This window comes from Umezawaea endophytica, assembly GCF_025061645.1.
Taxonomy (GTDB): Bacteria; Actinomycetota; Actinomycetes; order Mycobacteriales; family Pseudonocardiaceae; genus Umezawaea; species Umezawaea endophytica.
Map to the genome: position 1 here is coordinate 14,680 of NZ_JANYMP010000008.1, position 21,163 is coordinate 35,842.

Consider the following 21,163-nt stretch of genomic DNA (forward strand, 5'->3'; position numbering starts at 1 on the left):
AGCCACGGCTGGGGGCGCTTCGTGCGTTCAGGCCTCGGCGACCGTGCCGTCGGGGGTGAGCCCGAACCGCACGAGCCGCTCGCCGTCGGGCAGGCCGCCGCGGTGCGCGAGCCGCACCAGCCACTCCCCGCTGTACCGGTCACCCGCGGCGGTCCGCTCGCGCAGTTCGGCGAACCGCCGCCTCCCGGCGAGGACGTCGGCCAGTTCGATCGCCACCAGGTCGTCCTGCGCCGCGAACCGCCTCAGGACGTCCACCGCCTCGTCGGGCGGGAGCAGGTCGGTGAGCAGGAGTTGGGCGTGCGGGTTCCCGCGCTCGGCCGCTTCGCGCAGCTTGGCGGTGTTGCCCACCTCGGCCAGCCGCTGCGGGATCCACCAGTAGGCCCACGCGGGGACCGTCCCCACGAGTGCCACCGCCTCCTCCCAGCGGGATCGCGCCACCAGGAAGTCCGCGAGCAGGTTTCGGTCGGTGTCGTGGACGGTGAGCAGCCGCAGAGCTCGCTCCTCCTGCCCGAGCGAGACCAGGCCGTCCACCAGCGCCTTGAGCTCCAGCGGGTGCTGGTCCTCGACGAACTGCACGACGGTCTCGACCTGACCCCGCTCGATCAGCAGGGTGACCAGGTCGGCGTCCAGCCGGTGCCTGGACCGGCGGAGTGCGGTGAGCCCCTCCAGCGCGTCGTCGAGCCTGCCGTGCCGGAGGTCGTCGGCGACCAGGTGGGCGACGGCCTCGACGCAGTTCGTGGCCGCGAGTCGACGCAGCCCGGTGATGTTGCCCGCGGCGGCCAACCGGTCGGCGAGCCACCGCGGCACCCAGGTGACGCTGCCCTCCCGCACGATCGCGAGGGCCTCGTCCCACCGGCCCCGGTCGGCCAGCGCGGTGGCGAGCGCGGCGCACGACTCCGGGGCGCGCCGCCCCACGTCCAGCGCCTCGTCCAGCAGATCGAGGTCCACGAGGTGCTCCACCAGCAGCGGACCGACCCGCGCGGGACGCTGTTCCCGCCGGACCAGCGCCTCCAGCAGGGCCCGGTACTCGGTGGTCCGGCCCTCCGCGCCGATCTCCTCCACGGTGTCCAGCAGGCGCTCCCACGGCCCGTGCGGTCCGCGCGACCGGCCGAGCACCAGCAGCACCGCCTCGGTCCTGCCGTGGCGCACCAGCATCGCCAGCAGCCGCGACCAGTGCGGGTCCGCCAGGTCGACGCCCTCGCGCAGCGGGTCGGCGTACCGGTAGAGCAGGCGGTCGTACGCGCTCGTCGCCAGGCGGGCCCGGTCGTCGTGCTCCTCGGCGTGGTCGACCAGCGCCTGCCAGAGCGACGCCGGAGCGGGGGTCGAGCGGCGGGCGGCCCGGCCCTGCTGGTCGACGTAGTCGTGCAGGTCGTAGCCCTCGGCCGGGCCAGGGCCGGGACTCACCCGCTTGGGGATCAGCGCGGTGATGCCGTGCGAGTCACCCCTCGCGGCCCGGTCCAGCCCGCGCCCGAACCAGTCCTCCGGCACGTCTACCTGGTCCTCGGCGGCCAGGTACCCCTCGGCGGCGTCGGCGAGCAGGGCCCCGGTGAGCAGGCCCTGGTAGCCGAGCCTGCGCGCGTCCAGCGCGGCCGACAGGATCGCCGTCGCGTAGCGGTCGTCGGCGCTGTCGGGGTGCCGGTACCGCTCGACGAGCGCGGGTCCGCCCGCGATGGTCTGGATGACCCGGCGGCTGGGACCCGAGGTCGTCACCGCGGTGACCAGGCGCGGGTCGGCCCGCTCGTCGGCCATGAGCGTCGCCACGTCGCGGCCGTCGAAGCGGTCGGCTACCCGGATCCGCACGACCCGGTGCACCAGCAGGCTCCTGGCGTGCTCGTGGCCCGCGGTGAACTCGGACCAGAACTGCGGCCACAGCGTTCCGAGCACCACCACCGGACCCGGCCGCTCCAGCAGGGCGCGCAGGGTGCTGACCGCCTGGACACCGCTCAGGTGGTGCTGGGTCTCGTTCAGCCACAGCACCGTGCCCGCGCGCAGCCGCCCGGCGGTGCTGACCAGGTCGTCGGCCGTGCGCGGGTAGACCAGGGGCCAGTCGCGCAGCACCTCGTGCCGCCGCACGGCCTCGTAGAGCGCACGGGTCTTGCCGGTGGACGACTCGCCGGTCAGCACGACCATGGTGGTGCGGTCGAGGGTCGCCAGGTGTGCGTCCAGCTCGTCGTCGTGGCCGCGCCGCAGGTAGGCGGGCAGCGCGGGGAGCCCGGTGGTGGCGACCGTGATCGCCCGGTGGACGTCCAGGTCGAACGGGTCCCACAGCCCGATGGGCCGGGCGGTGCCGGGACGACCGGGACCCGCGGTGCCGTGGAAGTGCACGCCGCCGGTGACGGTCCCCGCCTGCACGACGTTCGAGGCCTCGCCGGACAGGTCGTTGTGCACGCGGGGCTGCTCGCTGCTTCCGTCCGGAGGCACGGGATCACCCTACGCCGCCGGGGCCTCACGGAGAGGGACGTCGACGAGGAAGTAATATGCATGCGCACGCAGATAGTTTACCGGTGTGGACCGCACGAGGGAGACAGCGATGGGTAGCAGGTTCGACGGCAAGGTTGTCATCGTGACCGGCGGCGGATCGGGGATCGGGGCCGCCGCCGCACGGCGGTTCGCGGCCGAAGGCGCCCGCGTGGTGGTGGCGGGCCGGACCAGCGCGACGCTCGACGCCGTCGCGGGCAGCCCCGGCGACATCGGCACCAGGGTCGTCGACGTGTCGGACGAGGCGGCCGTGACGGAGCTGGTGGAGGACGTGGCGAGCACCTACGGGCGGCTGGACGTGCTGGTCAACAACGCGGGCGCGGCGGCGCTCTCCACCGTCGAGGAGACGACGACGGAGCTGTGGCGGCACATCACGGGCACCAACCTGGACTCGGTGTTCTTCGCCTCGCGGGCCGCGGTGAAGCACCTCCGGGTGACGCGCGGGAACATCGTCAACGTCTCGTCGGTGGCGGGCATCGGCGGCGACTACTCCGCCGTCGCCTACAACGCCGCCAAGGGCGCGGTGTCGAACATGACCCGCGCGATGGCGCTCGACCACGGGCGGGACGGGATCCGGGTGAACGCGGTGTGCCCGAGCCTGACCGTGACCGCGATGACGGAGGCGTTCCGGGCCACCGAGGGCGTGTCCGAGGCGTTCGCCAGGGCGATCCCGATGGGGCGCGCGGCGGAAGCCGAGGAGGTCGGGGACGTGGTCGTGTTCCTGGCCAGCGACGACGCGCGGTTCGTGACGGGCGTCAACCTGCCGGTCGACGGCGGGCTGACGGCGTCGGACGGGCAGCCGGAGCTGTTCTAGTCGCCGACGATCTTCCGCAGCGTCCGCGTGAGCACCTCGTAGTCGGCTTCGTCGACGTGGTCGAGCACGGTGCGGCGGACGTTGTCGACCTGGTGCGGCCAGGCCGCCTCGATCCTGGTCAGGCCCGCGTCGGTGATCGTGAGCCGGTAGCCGCGGGCGTCGTCGGGGTCCTGGTGGCGGGCGACCTCGCCGCGCCGCACGAGGCCGTCGGCCAGCCTGCTGACCCGGCTGGCCGACAGGCCGACGCGGGCCGCCAGCTCGTTGATCCGCAGGCCGTCCGGGCGGGCGTCGCCGAGGCTCGACAGAGCCGTGTACTCGGGTGCGGTGATGTTGGCCTTGGTCTGGAGCTCGACGTCGATCACCCGCGGCAGGACGTTCAGGATCCGGGCGAACGCGCGCCACAGCTCTTCTTCGGGCGGGGTGAGGGCGCGCGGGGTGTCCACGGCCCGCATTTTAGCTGCCTGTGCAGGCACACATGTCGGTTGACCTGCGCGTCCACCCAACCCGGACCGGTGGGCGGAGCGGCTCGGGCAGACTGGTCCCGTGGTCGACACCGAAGTGCGCAGGCGGCGGCGGGTGGGCGGCGGTGCGCTGTCGACGTTCATCGTGCTGCTGACCGTCGTCTTCCTCGGCGCGGCGGGGCTGCGGCTGCTCGGGATCGACGGCACCCGGTACATGGTCGCGGCGACCGCGCTGACGCCGTACACGACCGCGGCCGGTGTGCTGCTGGGCTGCCTCGCGCTGCTGCTGCGGCGCTGGGCGGCGGGCACGGTGGTGCTGCTGGTGGCCGTCGTGCTGGTCGCGGCCGTGGCGCCCAGGGCGTTCCCCGACTCGCGGCCGAACGGGGTGGGCACCGAGGTCCGGCTGATGTCGGTGAACATGCTCTTCGGGCAGGCCGACGCCGTCGACATCGTGACCGCCGTGCGGGAGAACGACGTCGACGTGCTGAGCCTCCAGGAGCTCTCGCCGGAAGCGGTCGTGGCCCTGGACCGGGCCGGGCTCCGGGGTCTGCTGCCGCACCGGGTGTTCCAGGACGAGGCGGACGGGCTGGGGTCCGGGATCGCCTCGCGCCACCCGCTGACCGCCAAGACCCTGACGCCGCCGTCCACGATGCGGCAGCCGGGCGCGGTCGTCGACCTGCCGGGCAGGCAGGACATCGAGGTCGTCGCCGTGCACACGAGCCCGCCGGTCGAGCTCGCCGGACCGGACGCGTGGCAGCGCGAGATGGCCGGGCTGCCGAAGCGGGACCTCAACGGGCCGCCGCGCGTGCTGGCGGGCGACTTCAACGCCACCCTGGACCACGTCACCCTCCGCAGGCTGCTCTCCAACGGCTACGTGGACGCGGCCGACGAGGTAGGCGCCGGGCTGGAGCCGACGTGGCCCGCGGGCCGGTTGTGGCCGCCGCCGGTGACCATCGACCACGTGCTGGTCGACAGCCGCTGCCCGGTCGACACCTACGCCGTGCTGGCCATCGCGGGCACCGACCACCGCGCGGTGGTCACGAAGTTCGTCGTGCCAGCTCTGTGAGCGCCTCGGCGGCCCCCATCGGCAGCGACACCCCGCGCCCGTGCCGCACCTCGGGCTCGCGCGGGTTGATCCGGATCAGCGCCCCGGTGGCCGCGCTGGCCAGCTCGGCCTGACGCCGCACGGTCGGGACGGCGCTGCCCGCGCCGATCTCCACGACCACCAGCGACTTCCCGCGCAGACCGCGCCGCCACGCCGTCAGCTCGTCCAACGCCCGCTGGCTCCGCGTGCCGACCCAGGAGTAGTCGTCGAACATCAGGATGTTCGGCCGCGCCAGCCCACCGCAGTTGCGGCAGCTCGGCAACGGGTCCAGCGCGCGCATGGTCTCGGAGTCGACCACCACGGACACGCCGTCGGCGGGCCAGACGTCGTCCGTGCACGGCTCCACGCACTGGAGGTGGTGGATCGACCCGTGCACCTCGGCGACGTCGATGAACCCGGCCCGCTGGAACTGCCCGTCCACGTTGGACGTGAACACCCGCTGCTCGGCGCCCCACCCGCGCAGCAGGTCGAACCCGACGTGCGGGACGGTGTCGCGGTACAGGTGCATCCGGTGCCCGTAGAAGCCCCAGGCCAGGCCGGGGTCGTCGGCGAAGTGCACCGGGTCGGCCAGTTCCACGAAGCTCAGGCCGAGCCGCTCGTACGGCGGGTACGCCTGCCAGAACCCGCGGTCACCGCGGAAGTCCGGCAGACCGGAGTCGACGCCCATGCCCGCGCCGGCGCAGACGAGGACCGCGTCGGCACGGGCGAGCAGCTCGGCTGCCTGGTCAAGCATCCTTTTTGGGCGTGGAGCCGAGCACGACCTCGAACTCGAGCAGGTCGGCACCGCTGGCCACCGGCTTCGCCCGCTCGCCCGCGTGGGCCTCGCGCGCGCCGCCGTTCTTCCAGTTCTCGAAGTCCTCGTCCGTCTCCCACTTGGTGTAGACGAAGTACCGGTCGTCACCCGCGACGGGCCGGAGGAGTTCGAAGCCGAGGAAACCGGGGGAGGAGTCCACCGTGCCCAGCCGGGCGGCGAACCGCTTCTCCAGCTCGGGGCCCGCGCCCTCGGGAACCTTGATCGCGTTGATCTTCACGACTGCCATGGTTCCCAGCCTATCGGCGCAGCGCGCCCGGCAGCAGGTACTCGTCGGAGGGACGCTGGTCACCCCGGAACCAGGCCGCGAAGAACCCGTCGAGGTCCTGGCCCGCGATCTTCTCCACGTGCTCCTCGAACTGCGGCCACGACGCGTTGCCGTCCTTGTGCTGGGACGTCCAGCCCTTGAGCACCTGGTCGAACGCCGGGTCGCCGATCTGCCTGCGCAACGCGTGCAGCGCCAGGATGCCCTTGTCGTACACGCCGCGGAACTCGTTGCCGCGCCCCATGTCGTAGAGCTTGCGGCTCCAGTAGTTGGTGCTGTCCTTGCGCTTCTCGACCTCGGCGCGGAAGCGGTCGTCGAGGTTCGCGCCCTCCTTGGCCTCGGCCCACAGCCATTGCGAGTAGCTGGCGAAGCACTCGTTCAGGCAGATGTCCGCCCAGTTCTCCAACGACACCGAGTCGCCGAACCACTGGTGCGCGTTCTCGTGCACCACGGTCTCCAGGTCGGCCCACTGCGCGTAGATCGGCCGCGTCTGCGTCTCCAGCGAGAACCCGATGTTGTCGGCCAGGTAGATGCCGCCCGCCTCGTCGAACGGGTACGGCCCGAACTTCTCCGACAGGAACGCCAGGATCTCCGGCAGCCGGTTCTGCTGCGCCCTCTTGCCCTCCGCGCCGGGCGCGTACGCGTTGACCACCTTCGTGCCGTCCACCAACTGCGACCGGTCGAATTGCCACTTGTCGATCGCCACGGTCGCCAGGTACGTCGCCAGCGGCGTGTCCTCGGTCCACTTGAACGTCGTCCAGCCGTTCGCGGTGGACGAGCCGTCCTCACGGCCGTTGGAGACGACCGACCAGCCGTTCGGCACCCGTGCGGAGAGGGAGAACTTCGCCTTGTCCTTGGGGGTGTCGTTCGCCGGGAACCACGAGGTCGCGGAGTGCGGCTCGCCCGCCGCGAACGCCCCGCCGGACGCGGAGATCTGCCACCCGCTCGTGCCCAGCGCCTTATCGTCGAACATCTGCGGCTCACCGGCGTACGTCACGACCGCGGTGAACGGCTGGTTCGCGCGCAGCTCCGAGGCGGGCGTGATCACCAGTTCGTGGTCGCCCTCCTGGGTGAACTTCGCCGCCTGGTCGCCCACCCGCACCTCGCTGACCTTCAGCGCGTGCAGGTCCAGGTTGAACCTGGTGAGGTCGGAGGTGGCCTTCGCGGTGATGGTGGCCTCGCCCTCCAGCAGCTTCGTCGCCGGGTCGTAGCTGATCGCGACGTCGTACCGGTCCACGTCGTACCCCGTGTTGCCGTCCGTCGCGTAGTACGGGTCGCCCGCGCCGTCACCGCCCTGGCCCGCGAGCGCTCCCGCCGAGGACGGAGGCGCTGACGTCGTCGACCCGGCGGACCCACCGGTCTTCTCCGGGATCCTGGCGACCACCACACCGGCGACCACCAGCACGACGGCGACGATCAGCAGGTACGGGCGTGCCTTGGAGCTGATAGCCATGCCGCAATGATGCACGCATGGGCACCATCGAGTTCGGCGGATCGGGTCAAGGCATCCTCCTCCTGCACGGCCTGATGAGCCGCGCCACCACCTGGTGGACGGTCGCGCAGTGGCTCACCCGCTACGGCCGGGTGGTCGCGGTGGACGCCCGCGGTCACGGCCGGAACGCGCGCGGCGGCCCGTGGCGCACCGAGGACTTCGTCGCCGACGCCGCCGAGGCGGTGGTGGAGCTGGGACTCGGGCCCGCCGTCGTGATCGGCCACTCGATGGGCGGCCTGCACGCGCTCGGGCTGGCCGCCACCCACCCGGAACTGGTGCGCTCGATCGTCGTGGAGGACGTCGTGCCGGACAACACCGGCAAGTCCGTCGACGACTGGAAGTGGTACTTCGACGCCTGGCCCGTCCCGTTCCGCTCGCTCGCCCACGTCCGCTCGGTGGTCGACGTGCCGAGGGTGGAGGAGTTCTTCGAGGAGCGCGACGACGGCTACCACCTGTTGGCCCGCCTGGAGGACCTGTACGAGATCGCCGCCGAGTGGGGTGTCCGCGACTACTGGCACTACGTGGACGCGGTCCGCTGCCCGCTGCTGGCGATCGAGGCCGGGAAGGGGGGCATGCGGCCCGGTCAGATGGCCGAGATGGCCCGCAGGGCCGGTGGGCGGCACCTGCTCGTGCCCGAGTCCGGTCACGTCGTCCACGACGAGGCGCCGCACGTGTTCCGCGGCGCCGTGGAGGCGTTCCTGGCTAGGTGAGGTCGTCGACCTCGCCGGTCGCCGTGTCGACCACGCACACCCGCGCCACCTTGGCGCGGATCGGCCGCACCGGGTACAGCGCGGCGAACCCGGCCACCATCTGCTCGTCCGTCACGCCCAGCGCCAGCGTGCAGTGCGGCACCCAGTGGCCCGGCAGGTAGTACGCCGACGGGTTCTTCACCTTGCGCGCCAGCACGTCGTGGATCGCCGAGTGCACGGCCAGCAGTTCGCCGTCCACGACGGCGGCGAGCATCAGGACGTTCTCGCTGGTCGCGAACGACGACAGGTTCTCCAGCGGCAGTCCGGGGAGCCAGAGCCTGCCCAGTTCCTCGCGCAGCGCGGCCCGCGCCTTGGCGGGGATCGACGTCGCCACCGCGTAGGTCAGGTGCGGCGGGAACTTCTCGTCCGTCGGCACGCCGACGGCCCGCAGCCGCCGCCACAGCTCCCGCACGGCCGCGTCCGCCTCGTCGTCGAAGAAGGCGACCACGCCCTGCGCCATCAGCGGTGCTCGCCGGGAAGCGCGAACAGCCCGCCCGCTGTCTGCTCGACCAGCCCGTCCACCAGCAGCGAGTGCAGGCACTTGTCGCGCTGCCCGGCGTCGGACCACACCACGTCGAGCTTCGCCTTCGGCACGGCCTCGCTGGTGCCGCGCAGCACGTCCAGCAGCAGGCCGCGCACCTGTCGATCGGTGCCCGCGAACTTCTGCGCCACCTTCACCGGTCCCGCGTACGCCGGTCGGCCGGCGATCTGCCAGGCGCACTCGCCGAACACCGGGCAGTCCGCGCACTTCGGCGCCCGCGCCGTGCAGATCAACGCCCCGAGCTCCATCAGCGCGGCCGAGTACACCGCCGCGCCCTCCTCCGGCAGCAGCGCGTCGACGTCCGCGAGGTCCCGCGTCGTCGACGGCGGCCCCGCGTCCGCGGCCCCGTGCACCGCCCGCGCGACGACCCGCCGCACGTTGGTGTCGACCACGGGAACCTTCTGCCCGTAAGCGAAAGCCGCCACTGCACGAGCCGTGTACGCGCCGATGCCCGGCAACCCGAGCAGGGTGTCCACATCGGACGGGACCACGTCGTCGTGCTCGGCCTCGATCACCGCTGCGGCCGCGTGCAGCCGCAGCGCCCGCCGCGGGTACCCGAGCTTCCCCCACGCCCGCACGACCTCGCCCTGCGAGGCGGCGGCCATCGCGGACGGCACCGGCCACCGCTCCAGCCACTCGCGCCAGATCGGCTCCACGCGGGCGACGGGCGTCTGCTGCAACATGATCTCGCTGACCAGCACACCCCACGCCGTGCACTCCGGCCGCCGCCATGGCAGGTCGCGGGCGGTTTCGGCGAACCAGTCGAGGACCAACTCCGTATCCAGGCTCATAACGCCGGTGATTCTCCCAGGCGCCGACCGGACGGCTCCCGGCGGTTCACCAGGAGCAGCACGCCGAAGGCGATCTCCCACAGCGTGATCGAGTAGACGCTCCCGCGCTCCCACAGCCCGTGGAACTCGCTCCGACCGATCAGCGGCGCGCACAGCAGCCCCAGCACCGGCAGGACGCCCAGCCACCGGAACCGCCCGTGGGACGCGGCGAACGCGGCGGCGTTGCCACCCACGATCGCCAACACCGCCCCGACGAGGTGCAGACCGGAGCCGGACGAGCTGGGGAACGCGGCGACCAGCACGTTGCCGACGGCGTGGGCGACGGTGAACGCGGCGACCAGGTACCGCCGCGGCCCGCCGACGTGCGCCGCGACCACCAGCCCGACCACCAGGAACCCGAGGCCCTGCAAGACGAACGCGGTGTTCATCACCGCCGCCGACGGCGAACCCGCCGCACCGAGGTCGCTGATGTAGTCGACGGCGTACCGGTACGACGGGGTCGTCCACGCGGCCGCGGCGACCGCTTCGAGCACGAGGTACTGGACCCCGGTCACCAGCGCGACGAGACCCGCCCACCTGGGGTTCATCGCTCCAGCATGTCAGCGACGCCGGGTAGTGGCCCGATGGAGGACGAACACGACGACGACCTGCACCGCCAGGACGAACGCCTGCGTGACGGGCGACTTCACGGTCAGCACCGCGACGGTCGCGTTGACCCCGAAGTGCACCGCGACCGCCGCGACCACCCCAGCCCGCTCGTAGGCGTATCCGGTCAGCAGCGCCATCGGCAGCACGGTGAGCGTGAACATCAGCCCGCTCCAGGTGAACAGCCCCAGCTCGGACTGCACGGTGCCGCTGATGAAGAACAACGGCAGGTGCCACACCGCCCAGACGGCACCCAGCAGCAGCCCGGCCCGGACCCGGCCCATCGTCGCGAGCAGCCTCGGGTAGGCCGTGCCACGCCACCCCGGCTCCTCGGCCAGCGGCCCGCCGATCACCATGCCGATCAGGAACGGCGCGGGCCCGCCGAGGGCCGCGATCAACTTCTGCCCCTCGGTGAGGCTCACCGCCGGACCACCCAGCAGGTCGGCGAGCAGCGCGGCCCCCACCACGCTGCCCGAGGCCAGCACCAGCAGGGGCAGCACCCACAGCATCCGCGCGCCCAACCGGAACCGCACGGTGTGCTCGGGCACGGGCTCGCGCCGACGGCCGCGACGCACCCGCACGACGATCGCCCCGAACACCGGGCCGAACCCGCCGAGCAGGTAGGGAATGGCGGTGGGGGAGCTGGTCGGCGATCCGCCGAGCGCCATCGCGAGGAACCAGAAGGCCCAGGTGGTCACGAACGTGACGGTCCAGAAGACGGCGAGGTCGCTCTTCTGCCGAACGGGGGTAGCGGTGGTCATGACTTCTTCCCTTTCACGGGGAGCAGGGGTTGCGCGGGCGCGCCGAGGAGAGCCGGTGATCAGTCGAACGACGACCGGCTTGGTGCAGTCAGGGGTTTTTCGCTACGCGCCGAGCTTGCGGGCGAGCCAGTCCGTCACCTGCGCGAGCAGGTCGGCGTCGACGGGCCTGCGGAGCTGCGCGGGGTAGGAACGAACGGACGAACGGCCTTGATCGCGGCGCAGCAGGTGGGTCAGGTCCGGGATCCGGTGCACCTCCACCTCACCGGGCACCAGTTCGCGGATCCGGTCGAGGTCGGCCGGGTCCACCTGGACGTCCTTGCCGCCGGTGATCGCCAGTACGGGCACGCGCACGTTCGCCAGGTCCGACCGCGAGTCGTGCACGAGCATCTCCCGCATCCACCGCGCGTTCAGCTTCGTCCCGACGACCCGCACCACATCACCACCGGACGCCTTGATCCGCGCCAACTGCCGATTCCCGATCCCCCGCAGCACGGACCGTACGGGCGCGGGCAACCCACCCGTGACAGTCCTGGCCTGCCACCGCAACGCGTCCTCCCCGGTACGCGCGAACCCGGCCAACAACACCACCGCCGCCACCTCGGGCCGCGAACCGAGCGCCATCGCGTGAACGGCCCCTTCACTGTGCCCAACCACCCCAACGGCCTCAGCCCGAACGTCGTCCCGACCAGCCAACGCCCGCAACGCGGCAACAGCGTCCCGCCGGTTGTCGACGAACCCGGTGGACAGCCAGTCCCCAGCCGTAGCACCAACCCCACGCCGGTCGTACCGCAACACAGCAATCCCCACCGCGGCCAACGCAGCCGCCACAGCAGGCCCGAACCCCATCCGCAACCGCCCGGCGTTGGCATCCCGATCAAGCCGCCCAGACCCGTGCAACAGCAAGACGGCCGGATGCGGCCCAACACCCACGGGCAACGTCAGCGTCCCCGCCAACAGCACCCCGTCATCAGCGGCGATCGCCACATCGACCTCCCGCATGAGCCAACTCCCATCGTTCTCAGTCTTGCGATCATTCTCGTATGTGAGAACGTTATCGTATGTGAGAACATTCGTCCATGGCTACCGCGGATCTCCTCCTGCATCCCGTGCGGATGCGCATCCTGCAAGCGCTGTTCGACGCCGACCCGCTGACGACGGCGCAGTTGCGGGAACGCTTGCCGGACATCGCCCCAGCCACGATGTACCGCCACATCGCCGTACTGGCGGAAGGCGGAGTGCTGGAGGTGGTGGAGGAGAAGAGGGTCCGGGGGACCGTGGAGCGCAGCTACCGCGTGCGCAAGGAGGAGGCCGTCGTAGACCCCGCCGCCAGGGCCACGATGACGCGGGACGACCACAGGAGGTCGTTCACCACGTTCGCGGCATCACTGATGGGCGACTTCGACCGGTACTTCGCACATGGGGACGCCGACCCGAACGTCGACGGGGTCGTCTACCGCCAGGCAGCGGTATGGCTGACGGACGAGGAATTCGCGGAAATGGTACAGGAAATCGAACACGCCGTCGTATCCCGAATGGACCATGACAGGGACGGCCGCACCCGACGGGTAGTAAGCCTGGTCGTCGTACCGGACAACCCCCCGCAAAAAGCGTGATCCAAAAATACCGACCACCTACGAAACCGGACGCCGCCTACGCAACGTGGCCGATTTTACTTGGGGGATTTGCCCCTTAAACTTGCGTCGGACGGCGGCTTCACCTTCCCGCCGTTTTGGTCCGACGAAGGGGCAAATCTAGGGGCCCCAAGTCAAATCGGCCACCCCCACGCTGGATCTCCGGTACGGCACCCAACCACGCTGTGACCTACGGGTATGTCTTCAAGGGGCTCCCCCGCCACCCCGCTCGCGCAATTATTTCAATGTCCCGTTTGCTTTGTCAAGGCGGGAAAGATGCCTTGACAAAGCAAACGGGACACGAAGGGCGCTGGGGATGGGGCCGGCGGGGGAGGTCTGTGCCGGGGTCAGTTACGCGGTCCACTCCCGCGCCGTAGTCATCCAGCCCCGTTAGACGACTTCAGTCAAAACCCCACTACGCACATCATAAACAAACCCCCGCACGTTCTCCTTAAAAGGCAAGAACGCACTATGCCGCAACCGATTCATAGACCCACGCACGCTATCCTTGACCTCCCGAAACGCCTCCACAGCCCAAGTGGGCCGCATTCCGGAGTCAGTCTCCAGCTCGTCCTTGAACCCGTCCTCGGTCACCAGTTCCAACCCGCAGTTCGTGTGGTGCACCAGGAGCACCTCCCTGGTCCCCAGCTTTCGCTGCGACAGCGCCAACGACCGGATCATGTCGTCCGTCACGACGCCGCCCGCGTTGCGCAGCACGTGTGCCTCGCCCTGCTTCAGCCCGAAGATCTCGAAGACCCGGATGCGCGAGTCCATGCAGGTCAGGATCGCTACCTGCATCGAGGGTTTGGGTGTGGAGCGGTCACCTGGCACGACGTTGCCCAGCTCGTCGTTCCGGCGCAGCAACTCGTCGATCGCGGTCACGGCACACCTCCTGTCCTGGTCTGTCCCAGATCTATTGCAACGGTTCCCGCTCCGGGTGCCAAGGGCTTTCGGTGAACGTCACCTTTCACCGCATCGAGTTACGTCCGCGTCCCGCCTGCGGAGGTGTCCCCCGGTTACGGTCGGTTGGTGATCGAGCCCACAGGGCCGCGGCCGGCCTCGGTGTACTGGCGTCGTCGAGCGATAGCGCTCGGCGTGTCCCTCGTCGTCCTGCTGCTCACGATCTGGCTGGTGGCGAGTCTCGTCGGGCGTTCGGACGCGCAGCCGGAACAGCAGGCCGCCGTGTCCACGCCGCCGTCGACCCCGCCGTCCACCGCGGCGCCGAGCAGTTCCGCCACGGCTCCGCCGTCGGTGGCGGCGGTGGCCGCGACGTCGTCGGCACCCACGGCACCGCCGGGGCCGCCCGCGCCTTGCGACGACGCGTCGATCAACGTCGTCGCGGAGGTCGGGAAGGCGAGCTACGAGAGCGGGCAGCAGCCCGAGTTCAAGTTCCACGTGGTGAACGTCGGGCCGCTGCCGTGCACGAAGGACATCGGGCGTTCGACGCGCGAGCTGATCGTGACCAGCGCGGACGGGGCGACGCAGTTGTGGTCGGGGAACCACTGCTTCGCGACCGAGGGCAACGAGGTCCGGGTGATGCAGCCGCGCGAGAACTTCACGTTCGGCCTGAACTGGGCGGGCAGCACCTCGGACGAGGGCTGCCGCACCCACAGCAGGGTCGGGCCTGGTGACTACCTGCTGATCGCGAAGGTCGCGGGCAAGGCCAGCAACCCCGTGGTGTTCAGGTTGAACTGATCACGACTTGACTGATCACGGCCCGAACCAGCGCTCCTCGGCGATCGTCCGGGGAGCCGCCGCGGTCGTACCGGTGATGAGTTCCGTGCTGAGGTTCACCGAGCGGGGGCGGGTGCGCTCGCCGACGTCGAGCAGGAGCTTGCCCGCGGCGCGGCCCTTCTCCAGCACCGGCTGCCGGACCGTGGTGAGGCCCGCGCGCTCGGCCTCCTGGATGCCGTCGAACCCGGTGATCGTCAGGTCCTCCGGTACGCGCAGACCGCGGCGCTTGGCCTCGTTCATCGCGCCGAGAGCCAGTATGTCGGAGGTGCAGATCAGCGCGGTGATGCTCGGGTCGCGGTCGAGGACCTGGGCGGCGGCGGCCTCGCCGGACGCGGTGTTGTGGTCGAACCGCTCGACGACGGGCACCTTCGACCAGTCGACGCCCGCTTCGCTGAACGCCATCGCGAGACCCGCGAGGCGGGCGCGCTGGACGTGGAAGTGGGCGGCGTGCTGGCGGTCGACGGACACGTAGCCGTCGTTGCGGTCGCGCGCCAGGCGCATGCAGACGACGCCGACGCGGCGGTGGCCCATCGCGATCAGGTGCTGCGCGAGCTCGTACATGGCCGACCGGTCGTCGATGCCGACCCGGTCGACGTTGCCGATGTCCGGCTGGTCGCAGACGACCGTCGGCACCGGCCGTTCGAGGACCGCCGCGAGGTGCGGGTCGTCGTCCGGCACGGAGTAGACGACGAAGCCGTCCACGCCCGCGCGGTGCACCGCCGCCACGTCCTCGCGCTCCGGGCTCGCCGGGATCAGCATCAGACCGGTCCCCGCGTCCTCGCACGCCAGCGCGAGGCCCTCCAGGAAGCCGAGAGCCGCCGGGTCGCGGAACGCGTACGAGAGGTTCTCGGTGAGCAGGAGCCCGACCGCGCCCGCTTTCCGGGTTCGCAGTGACCGGGCCACGGGGTCCGGGCCCGGATATCCGAGTCGCCTAGCTGTCTCCAACACCCGTCGACGCAGCTCTGGCGAGAGCTGGTCGGGCCGGTTGTACGCGTTGGACACCGTTGTCCGGGAAACGCCCAGCTCAGCGGCCAAGGAGGCCAGCGTCGCAGGACGTCGCACATGCATCGACCGCGCCATGGAGTGACCGTAACGGTTCAGAACCAATTACAGAAGCAAGTCGGGACGCGCGTCACCAGGTTACTGCGTATGCGCAGGTGGGACCGTCTTGCGTGGAGAGAATTTGGTCCAGACCAATTTAGTGGCGCCGAGGAGGGGCCGTCGACTCCCTCACCACCAGCTTAGGGCGGAAGACCCGCGTGTAATTGCCCGATCCGCGCCTCCGCCTGTCCGGATCGAGCCTGTTCACCAGTTCGTCGACGGCGGCGCCCGCCATCTCCTCGATCGGCTGCGCCAGCGTTGTCAGCGCCGGGGAGCAGTACGACGCCAGCGGGATGTCGTCGAACCCGACGATCGACAGGTCGTCCGGCACCGAAAGCCCACGTAGACGGGCCTCCCGCAGCACGCCGAGCGCCATGTGGTCCGACGAGCAGATCACCGCGGTCGGCCGGACGGTGTCCAGCAGGGCGGCCACGGCCGACGCGCCGCCGTGCGGCGCGAACGGGCCGTGCGCGACGAACTCCGACTCCGCGGGCAGCGAGTGCTCCTCCAGCGCGGCGGCCCAGCCCGCGCGCTTCAGCCGTGACGGCAGCGACCGCGACGGGCCCGACACGAAGCCGATCCGCCGGTGCCCCAGCTCGATCAGGTGCTTGGTCGCCGCGTACCCGGCCAGTTGCTCGTCCACGGTCACGTCCGGCACGTCCAGCGACGGCGTGGCCCCGTTGAGGAACACCATGTGCACGCCGTCGGCCAGCAGTTTGGCGTAGTAGCTCGGTTGCGGCGCCCGGCCGAGCGGCACCTCGACGTTCGTGATCTCCGGCGACACGAACACCATGCCCTCGACGCCCCTGGCCAGCAGCATCCGGACGTACTCCTCCTCGCCCATCGCGGCCGTGCCGGTGCCGCGGGTGTTGCACAGCAGCGACGAGTAGCCGAGCCGGGCCGCGCGCGTCTCCAGGGCCTCGGCGAACGCCGGGAACACCGGGTTCGACAGTTCGGGCACGAGCAGGCCGATCACGCCGGTCCGCTGGAGCGCGCCGAGCCCGCGCGGGGTGTACGGCATCTCGGTGAGCACGGCGAGCACCCGTTGCCTGGTCTCCTCGTTGACGCCCGCCCGGCGGTTCAGCACCCGGCTGACCGTCGAGATGCTCACCCCCGCCGCCCTGGCGATCTCCGACAGACCCGACACGCGTGCCTCCTTCTTCCGGCGCCAAGACTGCTCGCGGTAGCAAGTTCTTGCAACCGAAACACCCGAACGGTCGCGGATTAACACACATGGCGTCGTCCGTTAAGGCACAACTACGGGGAAACCCTTGACCAGCGGGGGTTCGCGGGTATGAAATCCGCGTCAACCTTGATGCAAATCCTTGCAACATCCTCGTCGTCGACTCGTCGGTGAGGCAAGCAGGAGGGAACGACAGCAACGATGCGACGGACAACCCTCGTGACAGCCACGGCCGCCTGTCTCACCGGCGCTCTGGTCCTCACCGCCTGCGGCGGTGGCGGCTCGACGGACGCGGGTTCTGACACCGGCGAGGTCACGTTCTGGGACACCAGCGGTCCCAACGAGAGCCCGGTGTTCACCAAGATCGCGGAGGAGTGCGCGACCAAGGGCGGGTACAAGGTCAAGACCGAGACGGTCGCCTTCGACGCGGCGCTCAACAACTACAAGACCGCCGCCCAGGGCGGTCAGGGCCCGGACGTGTTCCGCGCCGAGGTCGCGTGGGTGCCGCAGCTCGCGAAGAACTCGCTGGTCGTCGACCTCACGGACACGGACCTCGCCAAGGACACCGGCGACTTCCTGGAAACCCCGCTGGGGTCCACCAAGTTTGAGGGCAAGTCCTACGGCGTCCCCCAGGTCACCGACTCGCTCGCCCTGTTCTACAACAAGAAGCTGCTCGCCGCGGCTGGCGTGCAGCCGCCGAAGACGTGGGCTGAGCTGAAGGACGCCGCCGCCAAGCTCGGCGGTGAGAAGTCGTTCTTCCTCAACAACGACGCGTACTACGCGCTGCCGTTCATCTACGGCGCGGGCGGCGACCTCGTGGACGCCGACGCGAAGAAGATCGTGGTCAACTCGGCGGCGAACGTGAAGGCGCTGGAGACCGCGAAGGGCCTGCTCGACGCGAAGGCCGCGTCCACCGCGCTGGACCCGAGCAACTCCTACAACAACATGCAGGCGGGCTTCTCCTCCGGTGAGGTCGCCATGGTCGTCAACGGCCCGTGGTCGGTGGCCGACTACCTCAAGGGCACGGCGTTCACCGACGCCGCGAACCTCGGCATCGCCCCGGTCCCCGGCGACAGCGCGGGCAAGGGCAGCGCTCCCGTCGGCGGCCACGACTACGTCATCCGCCAGGGCACCAAGGCGAAGGCGTCGTCGATCAAGTTCATCCAGTGCATGAGCGGCACGGACGCCCAGGTGCGGGTCGCCAAGGAGCTGGGGCTCCTGCCGACCCGCAAGACCGCGTACGAGAACGCCGACGTGAAGGCCCAGCCCGTCGTGGCCGCCTTCGAGCCCGTTGCCAAGGCCGCCCACGCCCGCCCGTGGATCCCCGAGGGCGGCCAGCTCTTCGACCCGCTGAAGATCGCTTACGCGGACTTCCTCGCGGGCAAGAAGGACGCCAAGACCGCGCTCGACGAGGTCGCCAAGGCGTACAAGGACCAGGTCGTCACCGAGTACTCGATCGGCTGATGGGCCCGCCGCGGGCCCCGGGCCCGCGGCGCCCCCCGGTCAGGGAAGGGGTTTTCGGTGCGCAGGTTCCTGGAACGCCACTGGTACGCCTACGCGATGGTGCTGCCGGTCGTGGTCGTCATCGCCGTGCTGGTGCTGTACCCGCTCGCGCAGGGCGTGTTCTTCACCTTCACCAACATCAACGAGGGCAACATCGCCAACCCGGTCCTCGACCGGGCCGCGACGTTCGTCGGGGTGGGCCTGCGCAACTACCTCAACGTCCTCTCGGGCGACCCCAGCTTCGGCAGCTTCTGGTCGACGCTGGTCCGCACGCTCGTCTGGACGTTCTCCTGCGTCTTCTTCCACTACACGATCGGCCTCGGCCTGGCCCTGCTGCTCAACCGCGAGGTCAAGGGCCGCGCCGTTTACCGGGTGCTGCTGATCCTGCCGTGGGCGGTGCCCGCGTTCATCAGCGCGTTCACCTGGAAGTACATGTTCAACGCGCAGTACGGCATCATCAACCAGGCCCTGCGCGCCATCGGCGTGGACAACCCGCCGGTCTGGCTGGGCCAGAACGACTGGGCCCTGGTCGCGGTCGTCATCGTCAACGTCTGGCTGGGCGTCCCGTTCATGATGGTCGCGCTTCTCGGCGGCCTCCAGGCCATCCCCGGCGACCTCTACGAGGCGGCCGAGGTGGACGGCGCCACGCCGTGGCAGCGCTTCCGCCACATCACCCTGCCGGGCCTGCGCTCGGTCTCCAGCACGGTGGTGCTGCTGGGCATCATCTGGACGTTCAACATGTTCGCGATCATCTACCTGATCACCGGCCCGAACCCCAACACCAGGATCCTGGTCACCTACGCGTTCGAACGCTTCTTCTCGGGCGCGTCGCGCGACTACGCCATCGCCTCCACCTACGGCGTGCTGATCCTCTCGGTGCTGCTCGTGTTCGCGGCCGTCTACCGGCGCGCGCTGCGCAAGCAAGGCGAGGTGTGGTGATGACGCTGGACGCCGGTTCACTCCAGGTGGTCCGCCCGGACCGCGTGGCCCCCAAGCGCAAGGCGAGGTCCAAGGGCGCCAGCGCGGCCCTGCACGCGACCTTGGCGGTGGCGTCGCTGATCGCCGTCTTCCCGGTCTTCTGGGTCCTCGTCACGTCCTTCAAACCGGACGCCCGAGCGGTCGAGACGACCCCGAAGCTGGTCAACGAGTCCTCTTTGGACAACTACACCAGGATCCTGTCCGGCGACAAGGGCAGCTTCCTCACCTGGTTCGCCAACTCGGTGACCATCGCGCTGATGACCACCGTGGTCGCGGTGTTCCTCTCCGCCACGACGGGCTACGCCGCGAGCCGCTTCCGCTTTCCCGGTAAGCGCTCGCTGATGATGTCCTTCCTGGTGGTCCAGATGTTCCCGTTCGCGGTCCTCATCGTCCCGCTCTACAACATCCTGCTGACCCTCGGCCTGCAAGGCCAGCAGTTCGGCCTGGTGCTCGTCTACTGCACCACCGCAGTCCCGTTCTGCACCTACATGCTCAAGGGCTACTTCGACACCGTCCCCGCGGACATCGACGAGGCGGGCAGGGTGGACGGCCTGTCCCCGTTCGGCGTCTTCTGGCGCCTGATCCTCCCGCTGGCGAAACCGGGCCTGGCGGTCACGGCGTTCTACGCCTTCATCACCGCCTGGGGGGAGGTGGCCTTCGCCTCGGCCTTCCTCTCGGCGGCGGACGAGTCCAAGACCCTGGCGGTCGGCCTCCAGGTCTTCGTGCAGCAGAACCGCACCGAGTGGGGCCACCTGGCGGCGGCCTCGATCCTCGTGGCGATCCCGGCCGTCGCGGTGTTCTACCTGGTGCAGAAGTTCCTGGTGGCGGGAGTGGCCTCGGGAGCGGTGAAGGGCTGACCGGCGGTTCGACCCCCCCGGATCGAGACCCTGGAACTAGACCAATCCCCCCATTCCCGTAAGCGCTTGCAATCAATACCTTCGACGCCAACGCTTGCGTAGGAAAGGTGCGTCACATGGCTGAGGTCGCGTACGTCAAAGCTTCGCGGATCTTCTCCGGCAACCCGCCGGTCCGCGCGGTGGACGAGTTGTCCCTGGACGTCGCCGACGGCGAGTTCCTGGTCCTGGTGGGCCCCTCCGGGTCCGGCAAGTCCACCGCGCTGAGGATGCTCGCCGGCCTGGAGGACATCGACGAGGGCGCCATCGAGATCGGCGGCAAGGACGTCACCAACGTCCCGCCGAAGGGCCGCGACATCGCGATGGTGTTCCAGTCCTACGCCCTCTACCCGCACATGACGGTCGCCGAGAACATGGGCTTCGCGCTCAAGCTCCGCGGCGTCAACAAGGCCGAGATCAAGGAGAAGGTGGGCGAGGCGGCCAAGCTGCTCGACCTCACCAAGTACCTCGACCGCAAGCCGAAGGCCCTCTCCGGCGGCCAGCGCCAGCGCGTCGCGATGGGTCGCGCGATCGTCCGCGAGCCCGCCGTGTTCCTGATGGACGAGCCGCTGTCCAACCTGGACGCGAAGCTGCGCGTGGAGACCCGCGCGAACATCGCCGCCCTCCAGCAGCGCCTCGGCACGACCACGATCTACGTGACGCACGACCAGGTCGAGGCCATGACCATGGGTCACCGCGTCGCGGTGCTGAAGGACGGCCTGCTCCAGCAGTGCGACACCCCGCGCGCGCTGTACGACAAGCCCGCCAACGCGTTCGTGGCCGGGTTCATCGGCTCGCCCGCGATGAACCTCAAGACCGTCCCGCTGACCGCCGAGGGCGCGAAGCTCGACGGCATCGTGGTGCCGCTGCCGCGCACCGCGCTGGACGTGGCGTCCGGCGCGAACCTGTCCGAGGTCACCTTCGGCATCCGCCCGGAGGCGCTGGGCATCATCCCGTCGTCGTCCACGGAGGACGGCCTGGCGATGACCGTGGAACTGGTCGAGGAGCTCGGCGCCGACGCGCTCGTGCACGGCGCCGTCCGCATCGGCGACTCGTCCGAGCGCTTCGTGGTCCGCGTCGACGGCCGCACGCCGCCCACGCTCGGCCAGGAGGTCAAGGTCGCTGTGCGTGACGCCAGCGAGATCCACCTGTTCCACCCGGAGAGCGGCGACCGCCTCACCGACTGACCCTCCCGTTGCACCGACGAAGGCCACCCGTTCGAGGACG

The 21,163-nt window shown here is 70.4% G+C and carries 22 protein-coding genes; 9 read left to right on the forward strand and 13 right to left on the reverse strand.

What is annotated here, in order from left to right; genetic code table 11:
* Positions 1–27: 27 nt before the first annotated feature.
* Positions 28–2,421, reverse strand: coding sequence for a hypothetical protein (locus NZH93_RS18085; protein ID WP_259624285.1), 2,394 nt, complete (start codon positions 2,419–2,421; stop codon positions 28–30).
* Positions 2,422–2,530: 109 nt separating this feature from the next.
* Between NZH93_RS18085 and budC the strand changes: the two genes are divergently transcribed.
* The gene (gene budC, locus NZH93_RS18090) at positions 2,531–3,292 is read left to right on the forward strand and encodes a meso-2,3-butanediol dehydrogenase (protein ID WP_259624286.1); all 762 of its coding nucleotides are present in this window, start codon (positions 2,531–2,533) and stop codon (positions 3,290–3,292) included.
* Here the strand turns inward: budC and NZH93_RS18095 are convergent.
* The gene (locus NZH93_RS18095) at positions 3,289–3,735 is read right to left on the reverse strand and encodes a MarR family winged helix-turn-helix transcriptional regulator (protein WP_259624287.1); all 447 of its coding nucleotides are present in this window, start codon (positions 3,733–3,735) and stop codon (positions 3,289–3,291) included. The genes budC and NZH93_RS18095 overlap by 4 nt on opposite strands.
* Before the next feature lie 100 nt (positions 3,736–3,835).
* Here NZH93_RS18095 and NZH93_RS18100 point away from each other — a divergent pair, with 100 nt between their 5' ends.
* Complete coding sequence (locus NZH93_RS18100) at positions 3,836–4,819, forward strand: endonuclease/exonuclease/phosphatase family protein (protein ID WP_259624288.1); 984 nt, start codon at positions 3,836–3,838, stop codon at positions 4,817–4,819.
* On the opposite strand, the gene NZH93_RS18105 is transcribed toward NZH93_RS18100, so the two are convergent.
* Genes NZH93_RS18105 through NZH93_RS18115 form a run of 3 tightly spaced genes read right to left on the reverse strand, consistent with a single transcriptional unit; the run spans position 4,791 to position 7,387 of the window.
* Complete coding sequence (locus NZH93_RS18105) at positions 4,791–5,591, reverse strand: SIR2 family NAD-dependent protein deacylase (protein WP_259624289.1); 801 nt, start codon at positions 5,589–5,591, stop codon at positions 4,791–4,793. The genes NZH93_RS18100 and NZH93_RS18105 overlap by 29 nt on opposite strands.
* Positions 5,584–5,898, reverse strand: a complete 315-nt coding sequence (locus tag NZH93_RS18110) for an antibiotic biosynthesis monooxygenase family protein (protein WP_259624290.1) — start codon at positions 5,896–5,898, stop codon at positions 5,584–5,586. Before NZH93_RS18110 ends, NZH93_RS18105 begins: the two co-directional genes overlap by 8 nt.
* Positions 5,899–5,908: 10 nt before the next feature.
* Positions 5,909–7,387, reverse strand: coding sequence for a M1 family metallopeptidase (locus NZH93_RS18115; RefSeq protein WP_259624291.1), 1,479 nt, complete (start codon positions 7,385–7,387; stop codon positions 5,909–5,911).
* Between the two features lie 17 nt (positions 7,388–7,404).
* On the opposite strand from NZH93_RS18115, the gene NZH93_RS18120 reads away from it, so the two are divergent.
* Entirely contained in the window at positions 7,405–8,136 is a 732-nt protein-coding gene (locus tag NZH93_RS18120) for an alpha/beta fold hydrolase (RefSeq protein WP_259624292.1), read from the forward strand.
* Here the strand turns inward: NZH93_RS18120 and NZH93_RS18125 are convergent.
* The 5 genes from NZH93_RS18125 to NZH93_RS18145 form a co-directional block, all read right to left on the reverse strand.
* Positions 8,129–8,635, reverse strand: a complete 507-nt coding sequence (locus NZH93_RS18125; RefSeq protein ID WP_259624293.1) for a 2'-5' RNA ligase family protein — start codon at positions 8,633–8,635, stop codon at positions 8,129–8,131. The genes NZH93_RS18120 and NZH93_RS18125 overlap by 8 nt on opposite strands.
* On the reverse strand, positions 8,635–9,507 hold the full coding sequence (locus NZH93_RS18130; RefSeq protein WP_259624294.1) for an HhH-GPD family protein: 873 nt from the start codon (positions 9,505–9,507) through the stop codon (positions 8,635–8,637). The genes NZH93_RS18125 and NZH93_RS18130 overlap by 1 nt, the downstream gene beginning before the upstream one ends.
* Positions 9,504–10,094 carry a DUF998 domain-containing protein gene (locus NZH93_RS18135; protein WP_259624295.1) on the reverse strand — a complete coding sequence of 197 codons (591 nt, stop codon included), beginning with the start codon at positions 10,092–10,094 and terminating at the stop codon, positions 9,504–9,506. Before NZH93_RS18135 ends, NZH93_RS18130 begins: the two co-directional genes overlap by 4 nt.
* 12 nt (positions 10,095–10,106) lie before the next feature.
* Positions 10,107–10,913, reverse strand: a complete 807-nt coding sequence (locus tag NZH93_RS18140) for a CPBP family intramembrane glutamic endopeptidase (RefSeq protein ID WP_259624296.1) — start codon at positions 10,911–10,913, stop codon at positions 10,107–10,109.
* 102 nt (positions 10,914–11,015) lie between these two features.
* A complete protein-coding gene (locus NZH93_RS18145) occupies positions 11,016–11,912 on the reverse strand; it encodes an alpha/beta hydrolase (RefSeq protein ID WP_259624297.1) in 897 nt (298 codons plus the stop codon).
* 77 nt (positions 11,913–11,989) lie between these two features.
* Between NZH93_RS18145 and NZH93_RS18150 the strand changes: the two genes are divergently transcribed.
* Entirely contained in the window at positions 11,990–12,526 is a 537-nt protein-coding gene (locus tag NZH93_RS18150; protein WP_259624298.1) for a helix-turn-helix domain-containing protein, read from the forward strand.
* A 408-nt stretch (positions 12,527–12,934) separates the two neighbouring features.
* Here the strand turns inward: NZH93_RS18150 and NZH93_RS18155 are convergent, their stop codons facing one another.
* Complete coding sequence (locus NZH93_RS18155; protein ID WP_259624299.1) at positions 12,935–13,426, reverse strand: beta-class carbonic anhydrase; 492 nt, start codon at positions 13,424–13,426, stop codon at positions 12,935–12,937.
* Positions 13,427–13,573: 147 nt separating this feature from the next.
* On the opposite strand from NZH93_RS18155, the gene NZH93_RS18160 reads away from it, so the two are divergent.
* Positions 13,574–14,239 (forward strand): hypothetical protein, encoded by a 666-nt coding sequence (locus NZH93_RS18160; RefSeq protein WP_259624300.1) that lies wholly within the window; start codon positions 13,574–13,576, stop codon positions 14,237–14,239.
* Between the two features lie 15 nt (positions 14,240–14,254).
* On the opposite strand, the gene NZH93_RS18165 is transcribed toward NZH93_RS18160, so the two are convergent.
* Both NZH93_RS18165 and NZH93_RS18170 read right to left on the reverse strand, forming a co-directional pair.
* Complete coding sequence (locus NZH93_RS18165) at positions 14,255–15,358, reverse strand: LacI family DNA-binding transcriptional regulator (protein WP_259624301.1); 1,104 nt, start codon at positions 15,356–15,358, stop codon at positions 14,255–14,257.
* 118 nt (positions 15,359–15,476) lie between these two features.
* Positions 15,477–16,526, reverse strand: coding sequence for a LacI family DNA-binding transcriptional regulator (locus NZH93_RS18170; RefSeq protein ID WP_259624302.1), 1,050 nt, complete (start codon positions 16,524–16,526; stop codon positions 15,477–15,479).
* Positions 16,527–16,781: 255 nt separating this feature from the next.
* On the opposite strand from NZH93_RS18170, the gene NZH93_RS18175 reads away from it, so the two are divergent.
* The 4 genes from NZH93_RS18175 (at position 16,782) to NZH93_RS18190 (ending at position 21,123) form a co-directional block, all read left to right on the forward strand.
* On the forward strand, positions 16,782–18,026 hold the full coding sequence (locus NZH93_RS18175) for an extracellular solute-binding protein (RefSeq protein ID WP_259624303.1): 1,245 nt from the start codon (positions 16,782–16,784) through the stop codon (positions 18,024–18,026).
* A 57-nt stretch (positions 18,027–18,083) separates the two neighbouring features.
* A complete protein-coding gene (locus NZH93_RS18180; RefSeq protein ID WP_259624304.1) occupies positions 18,084–19,004 on the forward strand; it encodes a carbohydrate ABC transporter permease in 921 nt (306 codons plus the stop codon).
* Positions 19,004–19,900: a sugar ABC transporter permease gene (locus NZH93_RS18185; protein ID WP_259624305.1), complete on the forward strand. Its 897-nt coding sequence runs from the start codon at positions 19,004–19,006 to the stop codon at positions 19,898–19,900. Before NZH93_RS18180 ends, NZH93_RS18185 begins: the two co-directional genes overlap by 1 nt.
* A gap of 116 nt (positions 19,901–20,016) precedes the next feature.
* Positions 20,017–21,123, forward strand: coding sequence for an ABC transporter ATP-binding protein (locus NZH93_RS18190; RefSeq protein WP_259624306.1), 1,107 nt, complete (start codon positions 20,017–20,019; stop codon positions 21,121–21,123).
* Positions 21,124–21,163 lie beyond the last annotated feature (40 nt).